This is a genomic window from Ensifer sp. Root31 (genome assembly GCF_001424825.1).
GTDB lineage: Bacteria > Pseudomonadota > Alphaproteobacteria > Rhizobiales > Rhizobiaceae > Ensifer > Ensifer canadensis.
This window is the reverse complement of the sequence record NZ_LMCO01000026.1, coordinates 14,604-33,296: the sequence shown is the minus strand read 5'-3', so window position 1 is coordinate 33,296 and position 18,693 is coordinate 14,604. Positions and strand designations below refer to the sequence as shown.

General features: G+C 62.3%; 19 protein-coding genes. 11 read left to right on the top strand and 8 right to left on the bottom strand.

Annotation, left to right across the window (positions count from 1 at the left end; genetic code table 11):
• Nucleotides 1-7: 7 nt before the first annotated feature.
• The 3 genes from ASD00_RS22720 (at nt 8) to ASD00_RS22710 (ending at nt 2,238) form a co-directional block, all read left to right on the top strand.
• Complete coding sequence (locus ASD00_RS22720; RefSeq protein WP_057208922.1) at nt 8-1,066, top strand: LacI family DNA-binding transcriptional regulator; 1,059 nt, start codon at nt 8-10, stop codon at nt 1,064-1,066.
• 89 nt (nt 1,067-1,155) lie between these two features.
• Nucleotides 1,156-1,605, top strand: coding sequence for an Lrp/AsnC family transcriptional regulator (locus ASD00_RS22715; protein ID WP_025428442.1), 450 nt, complete (start codon nt 1,156-1,158; stop codon nt 1,603-1,605).
• 3 nt (nt 1,606-1,608) lie between these two features.
• Nucleotides 1,609-2,238, top strand: coding sequence for a LysE family transporter (locus tag ASD00_RS22710; protein ID WP_025428441.1), 630 nt, complete (start codon nt 1,609-1,611; stop codon nt 2,236-2,238).
• Between the two features lie 25 nt (nt 2,239-2,263).
• Here ASD00_RS22710 and ASD00_RS22705 read toward each other — a convergent pair whose 3' ends face one another.
• The 4 genes from ASD00_RS22705 to ASD00_RS22690 all read right to left on the bottom strand — a co-directional run bounded on the left by ASD00_RS22705 (nt 2,264) and on the right by ASD00_RS22690 (nt 5,886).
• A complete protein-coding gene (locus ASD00_RS22705; protein WP_025428440.1) occupies nt 2,264-2,656 on the bottom strand; it encodes a GFA family protein in 393 nt (130 codons plus the stop codon).
• Nucleotides 2,657-2,800: 144 nt separating this feature from the next.
• A complete protein-coding gene (locus tag ASD00_RS22700) occupies nt 2,801-3,805 on the bottom strand; it encodes a DUF535 family protein (protein ID WP_234908102.1) in 1,005 nt (334 codons plus the stop codon).
• Between the two features lie 216 nt (nt 3,806-4,021).
• On the bottom strand, nt 4,022-5,194 hold the full coding sequence (locus ASD00_RS22695; RefSeq protein ID WP_171521349.1) for an ATP-binding protein: 1,173 nt from the start codon (nt 5,192-5,194) through the stop codon (nt 4,022-4,024).
• Entirely contained in the window at nt 5,191-5,886 is a 696-nt protein-coding gene (locus tag ASD00_RS22690; protein ID WP_025428437.1) for a response regulator, read from the bottom strand. The genes ASD00_RS22695 and ASD00_RS22690 overlap by 4 nt, the downstream gene beginning before the upstream one ends.
• Before the next feature lie 354 nt (nt 5,887-6,240).
• On the opposite strand from ASD00_RS22690, the gene fabZ reads away from it, so the two are divergent.
• Entirely contained in the window at nt 6,241-6,729 is a 489-nt protein-coding gene (fabZ, locus tag ASD00_RS22685) for a 3-hydroxyacyl-ACP dehydratase FabZ (RefSeq protein ID WP_025428436.1), read from the top strand.
• A 277-nt stretch (nt 6,730-7,006) separates the two neighbouring features.
• Nucleotides 7,007-7,804: a phosphatase PAP2 family protein gene (locus ASD00_RS22680; protein ID WP_057208920.1), complete on the top strand. Its 798-nt coding sequence runs from the start codon at nt 7,007-7,009 to the stop codon at nt 7,802-7,804.
• 39 nt (nt 7,805-7,843) lie between these two features.
• Here ASD00_RS22680 and ASD00_RS22675 read toward each other — a convergent pair whose 3' ends face one another.
• A complete protein-coding gene (locus ASD00_RS22675; RefSeq protein WP_025428434.1) occupies nt 7,844-8,845 on the bottom strand; it encodes a substrate-binding domain-containing protein in 1,002 nt (333 codons plus the stop codon).
• Between the two features lie 192 nt (nt 8,846-9,037).
• On the opposite strand from ASD00_RS22675, the gene ASD00_RS22670 reads away from it, so the two are divergent.
• The 4 genes from ASD00_RS22670 to ASD00_RS22655 all read left to right on the top strand — a co-directional run bounded on the left by ASD00_RS22670 (nt 9,038) and on the right by ASD00_RS22655 (nt 14,433).
• Nucleotides 9,038-10,066 carry an ABC transporter substrate-binding protein gene (locus tag ASD00_RS22670; RefSeq protein WP_025428433.1) on the top strand — a complete coding sequence of 343 codons (1,029 nt, stop codon included), beginning with the start codon at nt 9,038-9,040 and terminating at the stop codon, nt 10,064-10,066.
• Between the two features lie 136 nt (nt 10,067-10,202).
• Nucleotides 10,203-12,440, top strand: coding sequence for an iron ABC transporter permease (locus ASD00_RS22665; RefSeq protein ID WP_057208918.1), 2,238 nt, complete (start codon nt 10,203-10,205; stop codon nt 12,438-12,440).
• On the top strand, nt 12,437-13,498 hold the full coding sequence (locus tag ASD00_RS22660; RefSeq protein WP_025428431.1) for an ABC transporter ATP-binding protein: 1,062 nt from the start codon (nt 12,437-12,439) through the stop codon (nt 13,496-13,498). The genes ASD00_RS22665 and ASD00_RS22660 overlap by 4 nt, the downstream gene beginning before the upstream one ends.
• A 122-nt stretch (nt 13,499-13,620) precedes the next feature.
• Nucleotides 13,621-14,433 (top strand): inositol monophosphatase family protein, encoded by an 813-nt coding sequence (locus ASD00_RS22655; RefSeq protein WP_025428430.1) that lies wholly within the window; start codon nt 13,621-13,623, stop codon nt 14,431-14,433.
• Between the two features lie 22 nt (nt 14,434-14,455).
• On the opposite strand, the gene ASD00_RS22650 is transcribed toward ASD00_RS22655, so the two are convergent.
• Nucleotides 14,456-15,229: a slipin family protein gene (locus ASD00_RS22650; RefSeq protein ID WP_025428429.1), complete on the bottom strand. Its 774-nt coding sequence runs from the start codon at nt 15,227-15,229 to the stop codon at nt 14,456-14,458.
• A gap of 26 nt (nt 15,230-15,255) precedes the next feature.
• Nucleotides 15,256-16,620, bottom strand: a complete 1,365-nt coding sequence (locus ASD00_RS22645; protein WP_025428428.1) for a nodulation protein NfeD — start codon at nt 16,618-16,620, stop codon at nt 15,256-15,258.
• A 244-nt stretch (nt 16,621-16,864) separates the two neighbouring features.
• Between ASD00_RS22645 and ASD00_RS22640 the strand changes: the two genes are divergently transcribed.
• Nucleotides 16,865-17,566 carry a DUF2161 family putative PD-(D/E)XK-type phosphodiesterase gene (locus tag ASD00_RS22640; protein ID WP_057208940.1) on the top strand — a complete coding sequence of 234 codons (702 nt, stop codon included), beginning with the start codon at nt 16,865-16,867 and terminating at the stop codon, nt 17,564-17,566.
• A 19-nt stretch (nt 17,567-17,585) separates the two neighbouring features.
• The gene (locus tag ASD00_RS22635) at nt 17,586-17,954 is read left to right on the top strand and encodes a YbaN family protein (RefSeq protein WP_025428426.1); all 369 of its coding nucleotides are present in this window, start codon (nt 17,586-17,588) and stop codon (nt 17,952-17,954) included.
• 40 nt (nt 17,955-17,994) lie between these two features.
• On the opposite strand, the gene ASD00_RS22630 is transcribed toward ASD00_RS22635, so the two are convergent.
• Nucleotides 17,995-18,690, bottom strand: coding sequence for a NapC/NirT family cytochrome c (locus ASD00_RS22630; RefSeq protein WP_025428425.1), 696 nt, complete (start codon nt 18,688-18,690; stop codon nt 17,995-17,997).
• Between the last annotated feature and the right edge of the window lie 3 nt (nt 18,691-18,693).

The following is an 18,693-nucleotide window of genomic DNA, read 5'->3' as shown; positions in this document are numbered from 1 at the left end:
CACGTGGATGACGAAGAGCAGCAAGAAGAAGGCGACGATCTACGACTTGTCGGTGCTATCAGGCAGTTCGCCTTCAACCGTGAGTGCGGTTCTGAATGGAACCTGGCAGAAGCGGCGGATCAAGGAGAGCACGGCGGCGCTGATCCGCGACCTGGCCGAAACCCACCAATACACCGCCAACCGCCAGGCACGCGGCCTGCGCAGTTCGCGCTCGGGCCTCATCGGCCTGCTGCTGCCCGTCCATGACAACCGTTACTTCTCTTCGATGGCGCAGACCTTCGAAGCGCATGTCAGAAGCAAGGGACAATGCCCGATCGTCGTCAGCGCCAGTCGCGACCCGGAAGAAGAGCGCCGGACTGCAGAGACGCTGATCTCCTACTCGATCGACGAGCTATTCATCTGCGGAGCGACAGACCCGGACGGCGTGCACGAAGTCTGCGAGACCGTGGGCCTGAAGCATATCAATATCGACCTACCCGGCACCAAGGTTCCGTCCGTCATCAGCGACAACTACGAAGGCGGCCGGATGCTGACCGAGGCGATCATCCGCCATTTCCCGGCGGATCAGCCACTGCGGCCGGATGAGCTCTACCTCTTCGGTGGCCGCGACGACCACGCCAGCCGTGAGCGCATCCGTGGCTTCCGCGCCGTCAAACGCGAGCTGTTGGGAGAGGATCCGGACGGCTGCATCCAGCCGACAGGCTACGCTCCCAACAATGCCAGGCTCGCCTTCGAAGCCTTCTACGAAAAACACGGCAAGCTGCCGCGCGCCCTGTTCGTCAACTCCTCGATCAACTTCGAGGGCCTGTTGCGTTTCATGGCCGGTCATCCGCACGAGAACTTCGCCGACCTCACCGTCGGCTGCTATGACTACGACCCCTTCGCGTCCTTCCTGCCCTTCCCGGTCATCATGATCCGGCAGGACGTCGAAGGCATGATCGCCAAGGCGTTCGAGGTCATCGAAGAAGGGCGGCCCCAGCCACGCATTCACCTGATCAGCCCCGAGCTGGTCCAACCGCGCACGGCGCTCACTGGCCCGCTCGATGCCCTCAAGGACATCGACTGAGCTACGATCTCCGTTGATTTTTCGGCTGCGCAATATTTCCACCGATGATTTTTCTGTACATCTATTCTATTTCCACGTATTCATTGGATATGGACGAAATAGACAGAAAAATCATTGGAATTCTCGCGCAGGACGCCCGCCGGTCTTTGACCGACATTGGTGCTGCGGTCGAGCTTTCGCCCTCCTCGGTCAACGAACGTATCCGCCGGCTCGTCACTAGCGGGGTGATCCGCCGCTTCACCATCGACGCCGACCATAGCGCGCTCGGGCTCGACGTGCTCGCCTATGTCTGGGTCGGACTATCCCCCGATGCGGATGAAGCCGCGTTTCGCACCTTCATGGCCGATCACCCTTGCGTGGCGGAGTGCCATCACGTCACCGGCGCCTGGTCCTATTGCGTCAAGGTACGCATGCCATCGCTCGGCGATATCGAGCCCTTCCTGGCAGAGCTCAAGCACCGCCGCTTCCTGGCTCGTAGCGAGACGGTGATTGCCTTGTCGACTGTAAGGGAAACCCAGTTCACCAGCCCGGAGCGCTGATCCATGTCTGCATTGCTGTTTGGAAAAGGCCTGTTGCTCGGCCTGGCCATTGCTGCCCCGCTCGGCCCGATCGGTGTGCTATGCATCAACCGCACGCTCGAGCGCGGCTTCTGGGCCGGTGTCGCCGGCGGCTTGGGCACGGCGCTTGCTGACGCCAGCTATGCGCTGCTAGCGGCCGCCGGCTTTGCTGCCTTTGCGACCCTGCTCGCCACGGTATCGACACCGCTCAGCCTGCTCGGCGGCGCCTTCATGATTTGGCTTGGCTGGCGTGGGCTTCAACCGAGCCCGGTCACAGCCGCGGCCCAGGTCGGTGCGCGCGACCTCATCCAGACAACCGCGGCGACCTTCGCGCTGACGATCGCCAATCCGCTGACGATCCTGTCCTTTGCCGCGTTCTTCGCCGTCCTCGGCCTGGCGAAAGCCGGTGGGCTTGCGAACGCCGCCATCGTCGTTGCCGGCGTATTCCTCGGTTCACTCGCCTGGTGGATGCTTTTGAGCGGCGGGATCGCCCTTGCCCGGCAACGCCTGCCCGACCGTTTTGTCAGCTGGGTCTCACGCCTTTCGGGTATCGTCCTGATTGCCTTCGGTGCGATAGCCATCGGATCGGTCGTTGTGAACCTCGCCTCAGATTAAGAGCTACGCCAACAGCTGTCGGCGGCTATCCGGCTGTCGGCTTAACGCATTCGACATGCCACCATTTCGGTCGTCCGCCGCGGTAGCTATGCGAGACCGGGATCAGATCAATGGCACCGGTCTTGTCGAAACAGCCGAGCACCAATGCCACGACGGGTGCGTCATCGAGCGCACCGATCGTGCTCCCGCACGTGGCGCAGAAGGCGCGACTGGAATAGTCCGAGGAGCGATAGGTCGAGGGCGCACCGCCCGGCCCGATCCAGGCAACAGCTTCCGTTGGGAATTCAACCCAGGCGACGGTCAGTGCACCCGAATGCCGCTGGCACAGTTTGCAGGAGCACGTGTGCGGCTTTCCAGCCGGCCCCTGCGCCTCAAAACGGATCGCCCCGCAAAGGCATCCACCAGTATGTGGTTTCATCCTCTTGGTCACGGCTCTTGTCACTCTTTACCCTCAGTTGCAGTTTCGATTCGCACAACATAGCGTGCAGCACGCAACTTGGCGTAGCGCTGTATTGACACACTCCGTCAGAGGTCCAGGAAAAGAGCAGTCATGCGCCGGCGGTCAGTAGAACCACGCGCCGATGTCGCGAAACGCACGTTTGCTCTGGTCGCGCCTGTTTCCGCCTTGCGCGGCCTGGCCCTCGCCGGTCGGAAGACTGAAGCCGAACGGATCAGACGGCTCGCCTCCCCTGTCGCGCCAATAGGCATCGAGATCGGCCATCATCATCCGGCGGCGTTTGCGCCGCCTGCGATTGATCACATGCCTTTCGTTGGAGACGGCATAGACGTGCGGAGCGTTGCCCTCGGAGGCGAGCCCCTGAAGCGTCAGCAAAACGGCGTCCTTGGGCCGCAAACCACCAAGATCGCGGGTCGCGGTAATCAACGCACGTTTCGCATCGCCTCCGCGCGGCCCCTGCATACCGCCGATCGCCAGGCTATAGGCGCCTTCACCGCAGCGCACGAAGGCAAAACTGACGGTACACAGCGCATAGCGATCGCTTTGCCGGCTGAGCCTGATCGCAAAGGCGCCCTCATGGCGGCCGCCGCAGTGGTCGGCCAGCAGCAACTGGATGCGATAGTTTTCGTCGCGCCCGCCAACGGTGCCCATTTCCATCGGTGTGCCGCGCCAAAGCGCCATCAGCGAGCGGCGGGACAGGACTTCGCTCGCCACATCGAAGTGGTCCATCAACAGTTCAAGACGCCGCCGCGAGGACGCGCCATGCAGCAGAAAGGTCGGGACCGACTTGCGGATGAGATCGTCATGCGGAAGCCCCAATTTGTAGCGATCGCCGAACGCGCCGAGAAAGGCGAGCCAGCGCGTCGTCAGCACCGGCTGAAGCAAAAGGCGCATCGAGAACACGGCCGCTCGCTTCAACGTGAGCCGCCCGCCGAGTTTGAGGACCTGCCACAGGATCTGCCGGCCCGAGCGACCGCGCTCCGGCATATTGGCGGCAGCGACAAAGCCCACCGATGGCGGCAGGGCCTCTACTGTGTCACCGCCATCTAAGGGGAGCGATGGCAAACCCGATCGAGCGCTGTATTCCTGCAAACGACCTTCCAGGGACATGATGCAATTCCTTGAAAGCAAATGCTTGTCCAAGCATCGCCGGGATATCCGGCGCCGCTGGGTTTGCCTTCTGTTTGTCAAGGGAATGCGGAGATGTGATCGGGAATTGAGCGCCGTTTGTGGCGCATCCATCTCCGCGTGCAAATCGCCGCTCGGCTTTCGCCGAACGCTGCACAGGACCTGACCCGGCCCTATTCAAGGTCATTCTGATAGTGATCAGGCGGCGCTTTCGCGCGGCAGCATTATGGTGATCATCGCTCCGCCGCCGGGGCGCGCTGCGAACTCCAGCCGGCCGCCGTGGGCCTTGGCAATCGCCTGCACGACGGAGAGGCCAAGGCCTGTTCCGCCGGTTGCTCGCGATCGTGACGCATCGCCGCGCCAGAACAGGTCGATCGAATGGGTCGACACGTCGTCCGGGAGCCCTGGCCCGCGATCGAGCACGCGGATGAAGGCTTCATCGGCTCCACGCGCACCGGTTTCGCAGCGAAGCACGCCACCGGAGGCCGCATAGCGGCAGGCATTTTCGACGAGCGCGAGCAGGGCCTGGCGCAGGCGCTGGGAATCGCCCGACACGACCGCTGGTTCGAGCGCTGCCTCAAGCGAGAGGCCTGCGGATGCCAGAATGGTGCGGGAGGCGCCGAGCACCTGTGTCGCCTCGGCAGAAAGATCGACGGCGCTGAGCTGGGTGACCAGCTTCTGGCCCGCCGCCAGCGAGAGTGTGCGCAGATCCTCGACCAGGGCGGACAACCCTTCCACCTGCACGAGGAGCTGCCGCACACGCTCCTGTTCCAGCGGAAAGACCCCGTCGGCCATGCCCTGCAGATTGCCCTGCAATATCGTCAGCGGTGTGCGCAGTTCGTGGGCGACGGCCATCGTGTTGAAGCGCAGACGGCTTTCCATGCTTTCAAGTTCCGCCGCAAGTTCATCGAAAGTCCTGATCAACGTCGCCACTTCCTTCGCCCCCTTCCGCACGGATCCAACACGGACTGCGAAATCGCCCGCGCGCAGATCCTCGGTTGCCTGCGCGAGCAATTCCAATGGGCGGCTGATTTTGCGGGCAAGCCAATAGCCGATCAGGCTGCAGGTTGCCGCAGCGATGACACCGAACGTGATGATCGACAGGTCGATCTCGTTGTTGCCCCATTCCTCAATCTGCGGGATGTTGGTGACGAGCGACCGAAGGTGCTCCTCCTGAGGCATGCGGCCGGCATTGAGGTCGGTATATGCCTGGGCCGCGCCAGACGGCATCCGCTTGAGCATCCGCTCCTCAAGGTCCGACTCGACCCACATGACCCCGAAATAGACGATACAAACACTGACCACGAGCAGGACCGCCTGAAGCATGGCGGTGAGAACGCTGAGCGGCAGCCGCGACATTCTGATTTTCATCTCGGCTCCACGAACCGGTAGCCGACGCCGCGAACCGCGGTGAAGAATCCGCAGGCTCCGAGATCCTCAAGCTTGCGCCGAAGGTTGGCGACGTGGGTATCGACGGTGCGCGCCAGCGCGTCACTATCCGGAAGGCAGGCGTCGAGTATGTCGGCCCGATCAAAGGCGTGCGTCGGGCGGCGGATCATGTGGGCCAGGATACGGAACTCGCTGAGCGTCAGCGGCAGGGACCGGCGCTTGCCGCTGTCGTCGATAAAGGCGGCATGGGCGTCGAGGTCGACCTCGACGTTTTCGAAGCGCAATATCGTGGCGCCGGCGCCGTTTCGCGTCCGCCGCAGCACCGCATTGACGCGAGCCACGACCTCCTGCGGATTGAACGGCTTGACGACATAGTCGTCGGCGCCGAGCCTAAGGCCAGCCAGTCGATCGAGATCCTCGGCAAGGGCCGTCACCATGATCGTTGGAGTGTTGCTCTCGCGACGGATGCGCGCCAGCACTTCGAAACCGTCGAGCCGCGGGATGCGCACGTCGAGAAGAATGAGATCGGGCGAAAGCACGGAATGGTGGGTAAGCGCGGTTTCACCATCCGCGGCACGCACAGTCCTGAAGCCATCGCGCACGAGATAGGCATCGAGGATCTGCGCGATCTCCGGTTCGTCCTCGACCAAAAGGATGAGCCCCTTGTCGACCATCTGCAAATTCCTCGCGCATGTGTTGTGGTCTCGAACTTATGGGACGAAAAAATCCGGCATGCAATTCATCCGAGCAGTGCTCGACAGCATCACAGAGCGTTCCGCATCAAGCGTTCTTCGTTTCTCCGCCATTTCTTGACAAATCGAACAGAGTGTCCCCGCCGACGCCCCCGGACCATAGCTGTCGAGCACGGTGCATGTGCCGGTAACGCTAACTTGCGGCCCCATCCAACACGACCGATCGAAACTGCACACGCCTGGCTCGCTCATCCGGATCGGGCCGAATGGCGGACCGCCACCTCTTCTCGCATGGCCGGACGCGGGCCAACCATTAAAAACCACAAGGAAACTTTCATGCCTCTTGAAACGAACCATCTTACGTCGGCCGACATTGCCAGGATTCTGCAATGCATCCCGCATCGCTATCCATTCCTGCTCGTCGACAGGCTCGTCTCGATCCGTGGCGAAGAAAGCTGCGTAGGGATCAAGAATGTTTCGATCAACGAGCCGCAGTTTCAAGGGCATTTCCCCGGCAATCCGGTCTTTCCCGGAGCGCTCATCATCGAGGGCATGGCGCAGACGGCAGGCGTCATGTGTGCCGCCTCCAAGCTGGCGCAAGGGTTGACGCCCAAAATCATCTACATGCTGACGGTGGACAAGGCACGGTTCCGCAAGCCCGTCCGCCCTGGCGACGCCATCGCTTATCACATGACCAAGCTCGCCTATCGCCGCAATATCTGGCGTTACCGCGGCGAGGCCCTGGTCGACGGCGCGCTCGTTGCCGAGGCCGAGATTTCGGCATACCTGGAGACCGAAGGGAAGCAACCCGTGGCGGCGGCTTGAGCTTGCCATGACAGCCACGCGTGGCGATTCGATGGGTCGTCCGTTTCTTATCGATGCTTGCGTTAACCGCTTAGCAGTCACTTTGGCGCTCGCGGTGGCGCAGCCTTGCCCAGCGCCGCGTGGGGAGGAATGCCTGCCCCAGCGGCCCTAAGCACCACTTCGAATGGTTGATTTTCCGTGCGCTCCGAGCCTTCTCGAGTTCCCCGCCCTTCCTTGACAGACAACCGCAACTCTCCCGCTCGCACCTCCTCAGATTTTTTCATCGCGAGCATTCGGAATGTCCAGCTTCCTGCGATCCACCATCACACCTGCCGCCGGCCGCCGGTGGCAGGCTGCCAATCCCCAGACATGGCTTGCGCGATGCTACGCCTACGTCCAGGAACAGCCGGTCCAGGCAGCCGCATCGGCAACGATCTTCGTAGGCTTCATTTTCATGGCGTTTCCCGGCATCGATCTTGCCGTGTCTCGCTGGGCGGCGGCCGGTGACGCGGATTTTCCGCTATCGCGAGAACACGCGCTGCGTTTGCTGCGCGATTTCAACCGTCTGATCCCGATTTTGATCCTGCCTGCCGTAGCAGTCACGCTAGCCGTGCAGATGCGCGCGCCGCGCGCCTGGCTGCCACGCCCGCACAAAATGTTGTTTTTCCTGACCTTCTATGCGGCCGGCCCGGGCCTTGCCATCCAGCTTCTGAAAAGACTGGTCGGTCGCGCCCGCCCCTCCGAAATCATCGAGTTCGGCGGAACCCTGCCGTTTACGCCCGCCTGGCAGGTGTCCGGCGCCTGTTCGCGCAGTTGTTCGTTTGCCTCCGGCGAGGCGGCGACAGCAATTGCGTTGATTGCATTGGTGGTCTTTCTACCAACACGATGGCGCTTGACGACGATAATCGCCTTGATCCCCGTCGTGCTCGCCTTCTCGCTCAATCGCATCGCCTTCGGCGCCCATTTTCTCTCGGATGTTGTGCTCGCCTGGTTGCTGATGCTCTGGATCATGCTGTGGCTATGGTCGGCCTTTGCAGCCCACGGCACGCGCATCGATGCCGCTCTGACACGCGGCCGACGCCATCTCGAAACATGAGATCGGCGGCAGCCTCGCTGCCGGTCGGTTTCTGCTTACTCAGGCGCTGCGCACGGACCGGCGCCAGACGAAGGGGGCGTTGAGCCGCAGCGACTGCGATTGCCCGACATCATCACTCATCAGCCACGCGACCGCCGCTGCCGCGATCTCCTCGATCGGCTGGGCAAATGTCGTCAGGTCATAGGAGTTCCAGGCCGCCTGCGGAATGTCGTCGAAGCCGACGACGCAGAGATCGTCGGGGATCGACAGCGAAAACTGATGTCGGGCCGCGTCCATGAAGCCGAGAGCCACGAGATCGGTGACGCAGAAGACCGCATCCGGGCGCTCGCGGCGGGTCATCAGTCGCTGAGCGAGAACCTTGCCGCTTTCGTAACCCGTCGGGCCGAAGCGCTCGACGGTCACATCGAGCCCCTGCTCCCGCGCGGCGGCAACGAAGCCCACTTCGCGCGCCATGAGGCTTGGCGTTCCCGCCTCCGAATTGGCAAAGGCGAGACGGCGACAGCCAGCCCGCAGGAACGCCGTCACAACGCTCTGCGCCGTGTCGTCCTCGTCGAGGTTTATCCGGAGCGGTCCCTGATGCTCGTCGTTTCGATTGATCAGAACCAACCGCTGGCCATTCCTGACACAGAGGTCGACGAGCGACTTGTCCGGCATGCCGGACAGCACGATCGAGGCATCGGCCCGGTACCGGATCGCCTGCCGCAACGCCATATCGACACGTTCGTCGGAGCGGTCGGTGTTGACGAGCATCGCGATCTTGCCGGCGTTCTGCAGTTGCTGCGTCAGCGCCTTGATCAGCGCAGAACGATAAGGCGTGCCCATATCGGAAACGACGAGGCAGACGATGCCGCTTTCGTTGCGCATCAGTCCGCGGGCCAGATGATTGACGTGATAGCCGAGCACCTCGGCCGCTTCCATAACCTTGCGGCGTGTCTCCGGCGCAATGCTTGCACCCGCTGTAAACGCGCGTGAAACGGCGGACCGGGAAACGCCGGCCTTCCTTGCTACTTCCTCGGCACTGACGAATATCTTGTCGCTCATCGGGAACCAATCTTGCACGGCCTTGCAAACTTCTTGCAACAAATCGCAGACCTGTGCAAGCTCGATCAAACCCAACAGATTAAACTTTCCGCTTTTGTTTGGACTCGGATTGACAACATTCCAATCCATGTGACACCTTGCACGCGCTTGCATTACTGCGGTGTGGAGGCATCGCATCATTGGGAGGAAGTTATGAAAGCTGTATCCATTTCGGTTGCGCTCGCCGCAACCGGCCTAGCATTCGCGGCGTCTGAGGCGCAGGCGGCAGGCAGTCTTAATCTAATCTGCTCGGCGGACGTCGTCATTTGCGAGCAGATGACCGCCGATTTCGAGAAGGAAAGCGGGATCAAGGTCAACATGGTTCGCCTGTCTTCCGGCGAGACCTATGCCAAGGTTCGTGCCGAGGCACGCAACCCCAAGACCGATATCTGGTGGGCAGGCACCGGCGACCCGCATCTGCAGGCCGCATCCGACGGGCTGACGCTCGAATACAAGTCGCCAATGCTCGATCAGCTCCAGGATTGGGCAAAGAAGCAGGCCGAAGGCTCCGGCTATCGCACCGTCGGCGTCTATGCCGGCGCGCTCGGCTGGGGATACAACACCGAGATCTTCCAGAAGAAGGGCTTCAAGGAGCCGAAATGCTGGGCCGACCTGCTGGACGCGTCGCTGAAGGGCGAGATCCAGATGGCAAACCCCAACTCGTCGGGCACCGCCTATACGGCGCTTGCATCGCTGGTGCAGATCATGGGCGAAGACGAGGCGTTCGATTACCTGAAGAAGCTCAACGCCAACGTCGCGCAATACACCAAGTCCGGCTCGGCGCCGGTCAAGTCGGCCGCCCGCGGCGAAGCCGGCCTCGGCATCGTCTTCATGCATGATGCCGTCGCCCAGGCAGCCGAAGGCTTCCCGATCAAGGCGATCGCCCCTTGCGAAGGCACCGGCTACGAGATCGGTTCGATGTCGATCATCCGCGGCGCCAAGAACCTTGACAATGCCAAGGCGTGGTACGACTGGGCGCTGAAGGCAGACGTTCAGTCGCGCATGAAGGATGCCAAGTCCTTCCAGCTGCCGTCCAACAAGAGTGCGGAAGTGCCGAAGGAAGCACCCAAGTTCGAGGACATCAAGCTGATCGACTACGACTTCGCCACCTACGGCGATTCCGAAAAGCGCAAGGCGCTGCTTGAGCGCTGGGACCGCGACGTCGGCGCCAGCGCCAACTGACGCCATTCGGTTTACGATCGGCCGGATCGAACGATCCGGTCGATCACATCTCGAAAGACCGCAGGCGTTTCCGGCGGCCGAAAGCCGGCCCTGCAACAAATCGACATTCCAATATTGAAGAGACGCGAGGACCGTGATGGAACATCGCAACCGTAGGCTCGACCTCACACTCGGGCTCGGGTTGGCCGCATTCTTGGCTGTGCCCTGGTACCGCATCGAGGGAGGCTTCTTCGGGCTTGGCTGGCTTTCCGGCTTCCCCTCCGATGCTGCCGTGGCACCCGGCCTTGCGCAAATCTTTGCCCACGGGCGTTCATGGCTCGTCGTCGCGCTCGTCCTGCTCGGCATCTGCGCAGTTGCCCGGTTCGTCCGCGATCCGGCCCGCCGCGGCCTGGTGTTGGCGGTAGCCGGCGCGCTCGGCCTTCTCTTCATCGCTGCCCAGGGTCTGGCGATCGGCTTTACCGGTTGGACCTGGACGATCAGCGAAACCCTGTTCGGCCCGCTTGCCGACGGACAGCCCTCGATGGGCGCCGGCGCCGTTCTCGCCTCCCTCGCCTTCATCCTCATCTTCGCATTTGGGCTGGCGGAGCGCGGCGTCATGAAGGGCGATGCCTTCATCGTCGCCTCCATCGCGCTGCTCGTCTGCCTCGTCGTCGTCTTCGTCTTCTATCCCGTCGGCAGCATGTTTGCGGCTTCAGTCCAGGACTTCGACGGTTCGTTCAAACCTGACGGTTTCCTGCGCAACATCCAGGACGGCTCGATCTGGAGCCTTGGCTGCGTCACCGGGGGCGAGCGCTGCGGCGTCGCCTGGCGCACGCTGTGGCTGGCGCTGATGACCGCTTCCGGCTCGACGTTGCTCGGCCTTGCCTTCGCGCTCGTCGCAACCCGCACCCGCTTCCCTTTCAAGAAGGGCATGCGCATGCTGACGGTGCTGCCGATCATCACGCCGCCCTTCGTCATCGGCCTGGCGCTGACCCTGCTCTTCGGTCGCGCCGGCGTCATTACCGAGTTCCTGTCCGATGCTTTTGGCATCGAGCCGGGGCGCTGGCTCTATGGCCTCACCGGCATCTGGATCGCGCAGGTGCTGTCCTTCACCCCGATCTCGTTCCTGGTACTGATCGGCGTCGTCGAGGGCGTCAGCCCTTCGATGGAAGAGGCATCGCAGACGTTGCGGGCCGACCGCTGGCGGACATTCTGGAACGTCTCGCTTCCGCTGATGAAGCCGGGCCTCGCCAACGCCTTCCTGATCGGCTTTATCGAGAGCATGGCCGATTTCGGTAATCCGCTCGTGCTTGGCGGCAGCCATGGTGTGCTTTCGACGGAAATCTTCTTTGCCGTCGTCGGCGCGCAGAACGACCCGTCACGCGCCGCCGTGCTCGCGATCATCCTCTTGTGCTTCACTTTGTCGGCGTTCCTCGCCCAGCGCTATTGGCTGGCGGGCAAGAACTATTCCACCGTCACCGGCAAGGGCGATTCCGGCTCGCATATCGCTCTGCCCCGCTCGCTGTCGATCGGCGTCCACGCCGTGGTGATCCCGTGGATGATCTTCACGGTCGTGGTCTATGGCATGATCCTGTTTGGCGGCTTCGTGAAAACCTGGGGTCTCGATAACTCGCTGACGTTTGAGCACTATATCAAGGCCTTCTCGTTCTCGGTCACCGACGGCGTCATCGCCTGGACCGGCGTCGCCTGGAATTCATTCTGGACGACGATGGAAATCGCGCTGATCTCAGCGCCACTGACGGCCCTCGTCGGGCTGTTGACCGCCTACCTGATCGTCCGGCAGCGATTTGCCGGGCGGGATGTGTTCGAATTCGCCTTGATGTTGAGCTTTGCCATTCCCGGCACGGTCATCGGCATCAGCTACATCATCGCCTTCAACCTGCCGCCACTCGAAATGACCGGCACGGCACTGATCCTCGTTGCCTGCTTCGTCTTCCGCAACATGCCGGTGGGCGTACGCGGCGGCATCGCGGCGATGAGCCAGCTCGACAAAAGCCTGGACGAGGCATCGCTGACGCTCCGGGCAACCAGCTTCCGCACGCTGCGCAAGGTCATCCTGCCGCTCTTGCGTCCGGCGATCGTCGCCGCCCTCGTCTACTCCTTCGTCCGGGCGATCACGTCGATCAGCGCCGTCGTCTTCCTCGTCAGCGCCGAATACAACATGGCGACGTCCTATATCGTCGGCCTCGTCGAAAACGGCGAGTTCGGCGTGGCGATCGCCTATTCGTCGGCCCTCATCGTGGTGATGATCACTGTCATCACCGGCCTGCAACTGCTTGTCGGCGAGCGCAAGCTTCGGCGGGAGAACCGCGTCTTCGGCGCGGCTCCGGCCCGCGCTGCCACCAAGACCCTTTCCCAGGAGAACCCCGCATGAGCACCCCACGCACCGGCTCGGTCGTCTTCCAGAACGTGCGCAAGCAGTTCGGCGCCTTCACCGCCATCCACGATCTGTCGCTGACCATCGAACCCGGCACTCTCGTCACCCTGCTGGGGCCATCCGGCTGCGGCAAGACCACCACGCTGCGCATGCTCGCCGGCCTGGAGCATCCATCCGCCGGCCGGATCCTGATTGGCGGCAAGGACGTCACCATGCTACCGGCCAACGAGCGCGATGTGTCGATGGTGTTCCAGTCCTACGCGCTGTTCCCGCATATGACCTCGCTCGACAACGTCGCCTACGGCCTGGAATCCTCGGGCATGAAAAAGAAGGAGGCACGCGATCGGGCCGAGGAAGGCCTGAAGCTCGTCGGCCTCGGCGGCCTTGGCCAGCGGCTGCCGGCCGAATTGTCCGGTGGGCAGCAGCAGCGCGTCGCCGTCGCCCGCGCGCTGGTGCTCGAGCCGCAGGTGCTGCTGCTCGACGAACCGCTTTCCAACCTTGACGCGCGGCTGCGCCGGCGCGTCCGCACCGAAATCCGCGAGCTGCAACAACGGCTCGGCTTTACCGCCGTCTACGTCACGCACGACCAGGACGAGGCGCTTGCCGTCTCCGATAGGATCATCGTCATGAAGGATGGCGAGATCGCCCAGGAGGGGGCGCCGCGCGAACTCTACGAGGCGCCGGCATCGGCCTTCATCGCCGACTTCATGGGCGAGGCCAATGTGCTGCCTTGCGAGATCACCGCATCCGACGCCGGCCTTGCCACCATCCGTGTCGGCGGCCTCGAACACAGGCTGCCATCGCGCGATGCTCGGCCCGGCCCATCGAAGCTTGCCGTGCGCCCCAATGCCGTGACGCTGACGCCGGCGACTGGTGCAGCACTGCCCGGTACGATCAGTACCGCCGCCTATCTCGGCGGCCACATCGAGTATGAAGTTGAAACACAGAATGGATTGCTATTCGTGGTTGATGATGCGATCGAGGAGATGTTATCTCCCTCGACCGAAGTCGCCATCGGCTTCCGCAACCGCGGCCTTGCTTTGATTACTGCATAACTCCTTAAACCCGGGAACATTATGCAGCAAATTTAGAGCGTTACAGCATCTTTTGCGCGCCCAACTGACGCGCGCCTCTGTAGCGTATGATGTCTTGAGATCGACACAGGAAGGACTATTGCATGACTTCGCCAATCGCGGGCCTTGAAGCTCGCTTCGCGCTCACCAAGACCATTGCCGAGGAAGCCGGACGGCTTGCCCATGACTACTTCCTGCAGCGCGAGACTCTGGTCATCGAAACCAAGGCCGACGCCCATGACGTTGTTTCAATCGCCGACCGGAACGTCGAGACGCTGATCCGCGATCGCATCAGCGCCTCGTTCCCGGACGACGGTGTGCTCGGCGAAGAACACGGCCTTGTCAGTGGCACTTCGGGCTTCACCTGGGTGATCGATCCGATCGATGGAACGACGCCCTTTGTCAACGGCATGCCCAACTGGTGCATCTCGATCGCCGTGCTTTATGCCGACAAACCCGTGATCGGCGTGATCCAGTCGCCGTGTCACGACGAGCTCTATGCGGCTGCTTCCGGACTGGGCGCGACACTGAACGGCAAGACCCTGCGCCTCGATGCGACACGGACGATCCGCGATGCCGTGACAGGACTTGGCGCCAACAATCACGTGACGCCGGCCGAAGTCGCGGGGATCGTCGAGCGCCTTCTTGCCGCCGGCGGCAACTTCATGCGCAACGGTTCGGGCGCGCTGATGATCGCCTATGTGGCCGCCGGTCGGCTCGTCGGCTACTACGAACCCTACATGCATGCCTGGGATTGCCTGGCCGGTTATTGCCTCGTCAACGAGGCAGGCGGCTGGTCGCTGCCCTTCCCGACACAGGGCGAAGCCCTGACCCGGGGAAGCGCTGTTCTGGTCGCAGCGCCCGGTGCTATCGACGACCTGCTCAAGGTCGCACAACTCGAACGCAAGGCAGCCTGAAACATCGAGACCCCAAACGTGATCAGCTCGTCGACTTATCGACCTTGGCCGACAGCAGGTTGACGAGCTCCATCGGGAACGGAAACACGATCGTCGAGTTCTTTTCGCCGGCGATCACGTTCAAGGTGCTCAAATAGCGCAACTGCATGGCTTCGGGCTGCCGGGCGAGGATCTCGGCGGCCTCGAGCAGCTTGGCCGCCGCCTGCTGCTCGCCTTCGGCGTTGATGACCTTGGCACGACGTTCCCGTTCGGCCTCTGCCTGGCGGGCAATGGCGCGGACCATGCTTTCGTTGATGTCGACATGTTTGATCTCGACCGTGGCAACCTTGATGCCCCAGGCATCGGTCTGGCTGTCGAGGATCTTCTGGATGTCTTCGTTCAGGCGGTCGCGTTCTGCCAGCATCTCATCGAGGTCGTGTTTGCCGAGTACTGAGCGCAATGTCGTCTGGGCGAGCTGGCTCGTCGCCATCATGAAATCCTCGACCTGGATCGTCGACTTTTCGGCATCTATCACCCTGAAGTAGATGACCGCGCTGACGCGGACCGACACGTTGTCGTGCGAGATGACGTCCTGGCTTGGAACATCGAGCACGCGGGTTCTAAGATCGACCCGCACCATCTGCTGGACATAGGGAAGAAGCAGGATCAGCCCCGGACCCTTGACGCCCGTGAAGCGACCGAGTGTGAAGATGACGCCGCGCTCATATTCGCGCAGGATCCTGATCGCATAGGCAATGACGATCAGGAGGAACAACAGGATCGCGAGATAGGGAGCGAGGCTCCCAAGTATGTCCATGATCTTTACTCCTTCTACCGCATGCGTCAGGCTTTTGCCTCGTCGCGCGCGACCTCGAGCGTCAGCCCGTTGCGGCCGACAACCTTCACATTTTCTCCCGCATCCAGCGTCTGGCTGCTGACAGCCTGCCACCGTTCGCCGTGGGCGATCACATAGCCGCTGGCGCCGGCCCAGCTATCGACCTTGCCCGCCAGCCCGATCATCTGCTCGCCGCCGGTCACCACCGCATGGCGCCGCGCGCTGAAGGCGAGACGGGCGACGAGCAGGCTGAAACCGAGGCTGGCAATGCCGACGCCGGCAAGCATAGCCCATGAGACCTGCAGCCCCGGAGTGTCGGTATCGAAAAGGATCGCAGCGCCGAGAACCAGCGCCAGGGCGCCGCCGGCACCGAGTACACCGAAAGAAGGCGAATGCGCCTCCGCAACCATCAGGCCGACGCCGAGCAGGATCAAACCGAGACCGGCATAGCTCACCGGCAAAACGGCCAGTGCGTAGAGACCGAGCAGCAGGCAGATCCCGCCGACGGTGCCAGGCACGACCGATCCGGGGGTCAGGAACTCGAAGATCAGTCCATAGATGCCGATCATCATCAGAATGATCGCGATGTTCGGATCGGTGATCACCCCAAGCAGGCGCGTGCGCCAGTCGGGCACAAAAGCCTCCACGCCAAGCCCAGTCGTTTCAAGCGTGATATCCGCCTGCCCGACACGGACAATTCGCCCCTGCGCCTGCTTCAGCAGATCGTCGATGGAAGCGGCAGTGAAATCGACGACTTTCTCCTGAACGGCAGCAGCCGCAGACAGGCTCGCAGCCTCGCGCACAGCCCGTTCGGCCCAATCGGCATTGCGCCCGCGCAACTCGGCCAGTCCGCGGATATAGGCGACGGCATCGTTGATGAGCTTGGCCTCGATTGTCGTCTGGGTTGGCCGAGATTGGGCAGCAGTATCTTTGTCGTTCTCGCCGGGACGCTCGTCCTTCTGGCCGCCGAACATGTCTCCGCCGATAGCGATCGGCGTTGCCGCCCCGAGATTGGTTCCCGGCGCCATGGCAGCGATATGGCTTGCATAGAGGATGTAGGTGCCAGCGCTTGCCGCACGTGCTCCGCTGGGTGCAACGAAGCTCGCGACTGGAACGGATGATGCCAGGATCGCCTGGATGATTTCGCGCATGGAGGTATCGAGACCACCCGGCGTATCCATTTGGAGAACGACAAGCGGCAGGTGCCGATCATTGGCCTTCTGCAATCCGCGTTTGATATATTCAGCCGATGCCGGACCGATCGCCCCCTTCAAAGACAGCACCAAAACAACCTTCTCGGTTTCTGGCGCGGACGCGGCGGGAAACACGAATGCTGATATCAGCGACAGCAACAGGGTGAGGACTCGCAACATCTGTCGTCAAAGCCTCGGATACCGGGCGCCCTCCGGCGAAGGCCGCCCACGCAGCAATATTAACACACCATAAAGTTAAGACGAAGCACAACGCACCACCGAGCTGCGACCGGACAACCGGATGACAAAGCCCCGGATCGGGGTTATCTGCATGTCAGAACAATTGCCCCGGCTCGCGTAACAAACGACCATGGCGGCACTTGCCAAGACGAACCGCCTTCGATCTCGACAGGAACCCATCCGCTTGGAGACAACACTTTATCTTCCGATCAAGCGCTTCCTCGAAGAGGCGGGATACTCCGTCAAAGGTGAGGTCGGGGGCTGCGATATCCTTGCGCTCAGCGACGACGAGCCGCCGCTCGTCGTTATCTGCGAGCTGAAGCTGACGTTCAATCTGGAACTGGTGCTGCAGGCAGTGGATCGCGCCAATGCCGGTGACGAAGTTTGGATCGCAGCGCGTGTCTCGGCCAAGGGCAAAGGGCGGGAGAGCGACCGCCGCTTTCGCGATCTCTGCCGCCGGCTCGGGTTCGGCATGCTCGCTGTTGCCGACAACGGCACGGTCGACGTGATTGTTGCGGCATCGGCCGCCATGCCGCGCAGGAACCTGAAAAAGCGAGCGCGTCTCATCAAGGAACACCGCCGTCGCAAGGGCGACCCGACGCTCGGCGGCAGCACGCGCGCGCCGATCATGACCGCCTATCGCCAGCAGGCCCTCGCCTGCGCGGCGGCATTGCAGGATGGCAATCTACGTCCTCGCGACCTGCGTGAGGCCGCACCCGATGCCGCCAAGATCCTGCAAGGCAATGTCTATGGCTGGTTCGAACGGGTCGACCGCGGCATCTATGCGCTGACCGAAATGGGAGCTGAAGCACTTCGGCGCTGGCCGCAAGGCCGAGTATCGGGTGAGAATGATACCGCGGCGATGTCGACATGTTCCGAAGATTGACCCGGCTTGGAGACCAGCTATGAACCTTCCTCTTCGGCTGCTCTGTCTTGGTCTTGGATGGCTGATGATCGGTTTCGCCGTCGCCGGCATCTTTTTGCCGATCTTGCCAACCACGCCCTTTCTTCTCCTGGCGGCCGGCCTGTTCGCTCGCGCGTCGCCGCGACTTGAGCGCTGGCTGCTGGAACACCCGACCTTCGGTCCATCCTTGCGGCTCTGGCGGGAAAAAGGTGCGATACCGGCACGGGCAAAGATCATAGCCATTTCGCTGATGGCTACGAGCTTCGCCTTCTTCTGCATCGTCAGCAAACCGAGCCTGCCGCTTGCGTCGGTTGTCGCCGGGGCGATGCTGCTCCCGGCCCTTTTTATCATCACCAGGCCGACCGCCTGAGGGGTCACCCACTTCGCGGCGCATTTACCGGAAGCGACGATCAGAGATTGCTGGCGTGAAGCTCCATCATCGCGCGGCGAAGATCGTCGATCGGCGTCATGCCCGAGGTGCTTGTGCCTTCCAGCTCCTTCGGCATCTTCCAGCCGGGATCGATACCCTGCATGTTCGGCAGTTCGTGCGCGATGCCCTTGTGGCAATCGATGCAGGTCGCCTTGCCCGATAGCAGGTAGCGCGTGTGAATGGTGGCGGCCCGCTCCGTCTGCTTCTGCAGATCCATGGCAACAGAGGAATGGCAGTTGCGGCATTCCAGGCTGTCGTTGGCCTTCAGCCGCGCCCATTCGTGCTGGGCCAGTTCAAGCCGTTTTTCCAGAAATTTGGGGCGGGTGTTGATGGTGCCGAAGATCTTGCCCCAGACCTCCTTCGACGCCTGCATCTTGCGGGCGATCTTGTCGGTCCACTGATGCGGAACGTGACAATCCGGGCAGGAGGCGCGCACGCCGGAACGATTGGAAAAATGGATCGTGCGCGTCAGTTCCTCATAGACGTTGTCTTTCATCTCGTGACAGGAAGTGCAGAACTTCTCGGTATTGGTGATCTCCAGCGCCGTATTGAAGGCGCCCCAGAACATCACGCCACCGATGAAGCCGCCCAGCGTCAGAAAGCCGAGGCTGAGCGTGCCCGCCGGCGTGCTGACAAGCCGCCACGCCCACAGGATAAGTCTCCGGATCCGCTGCATGGG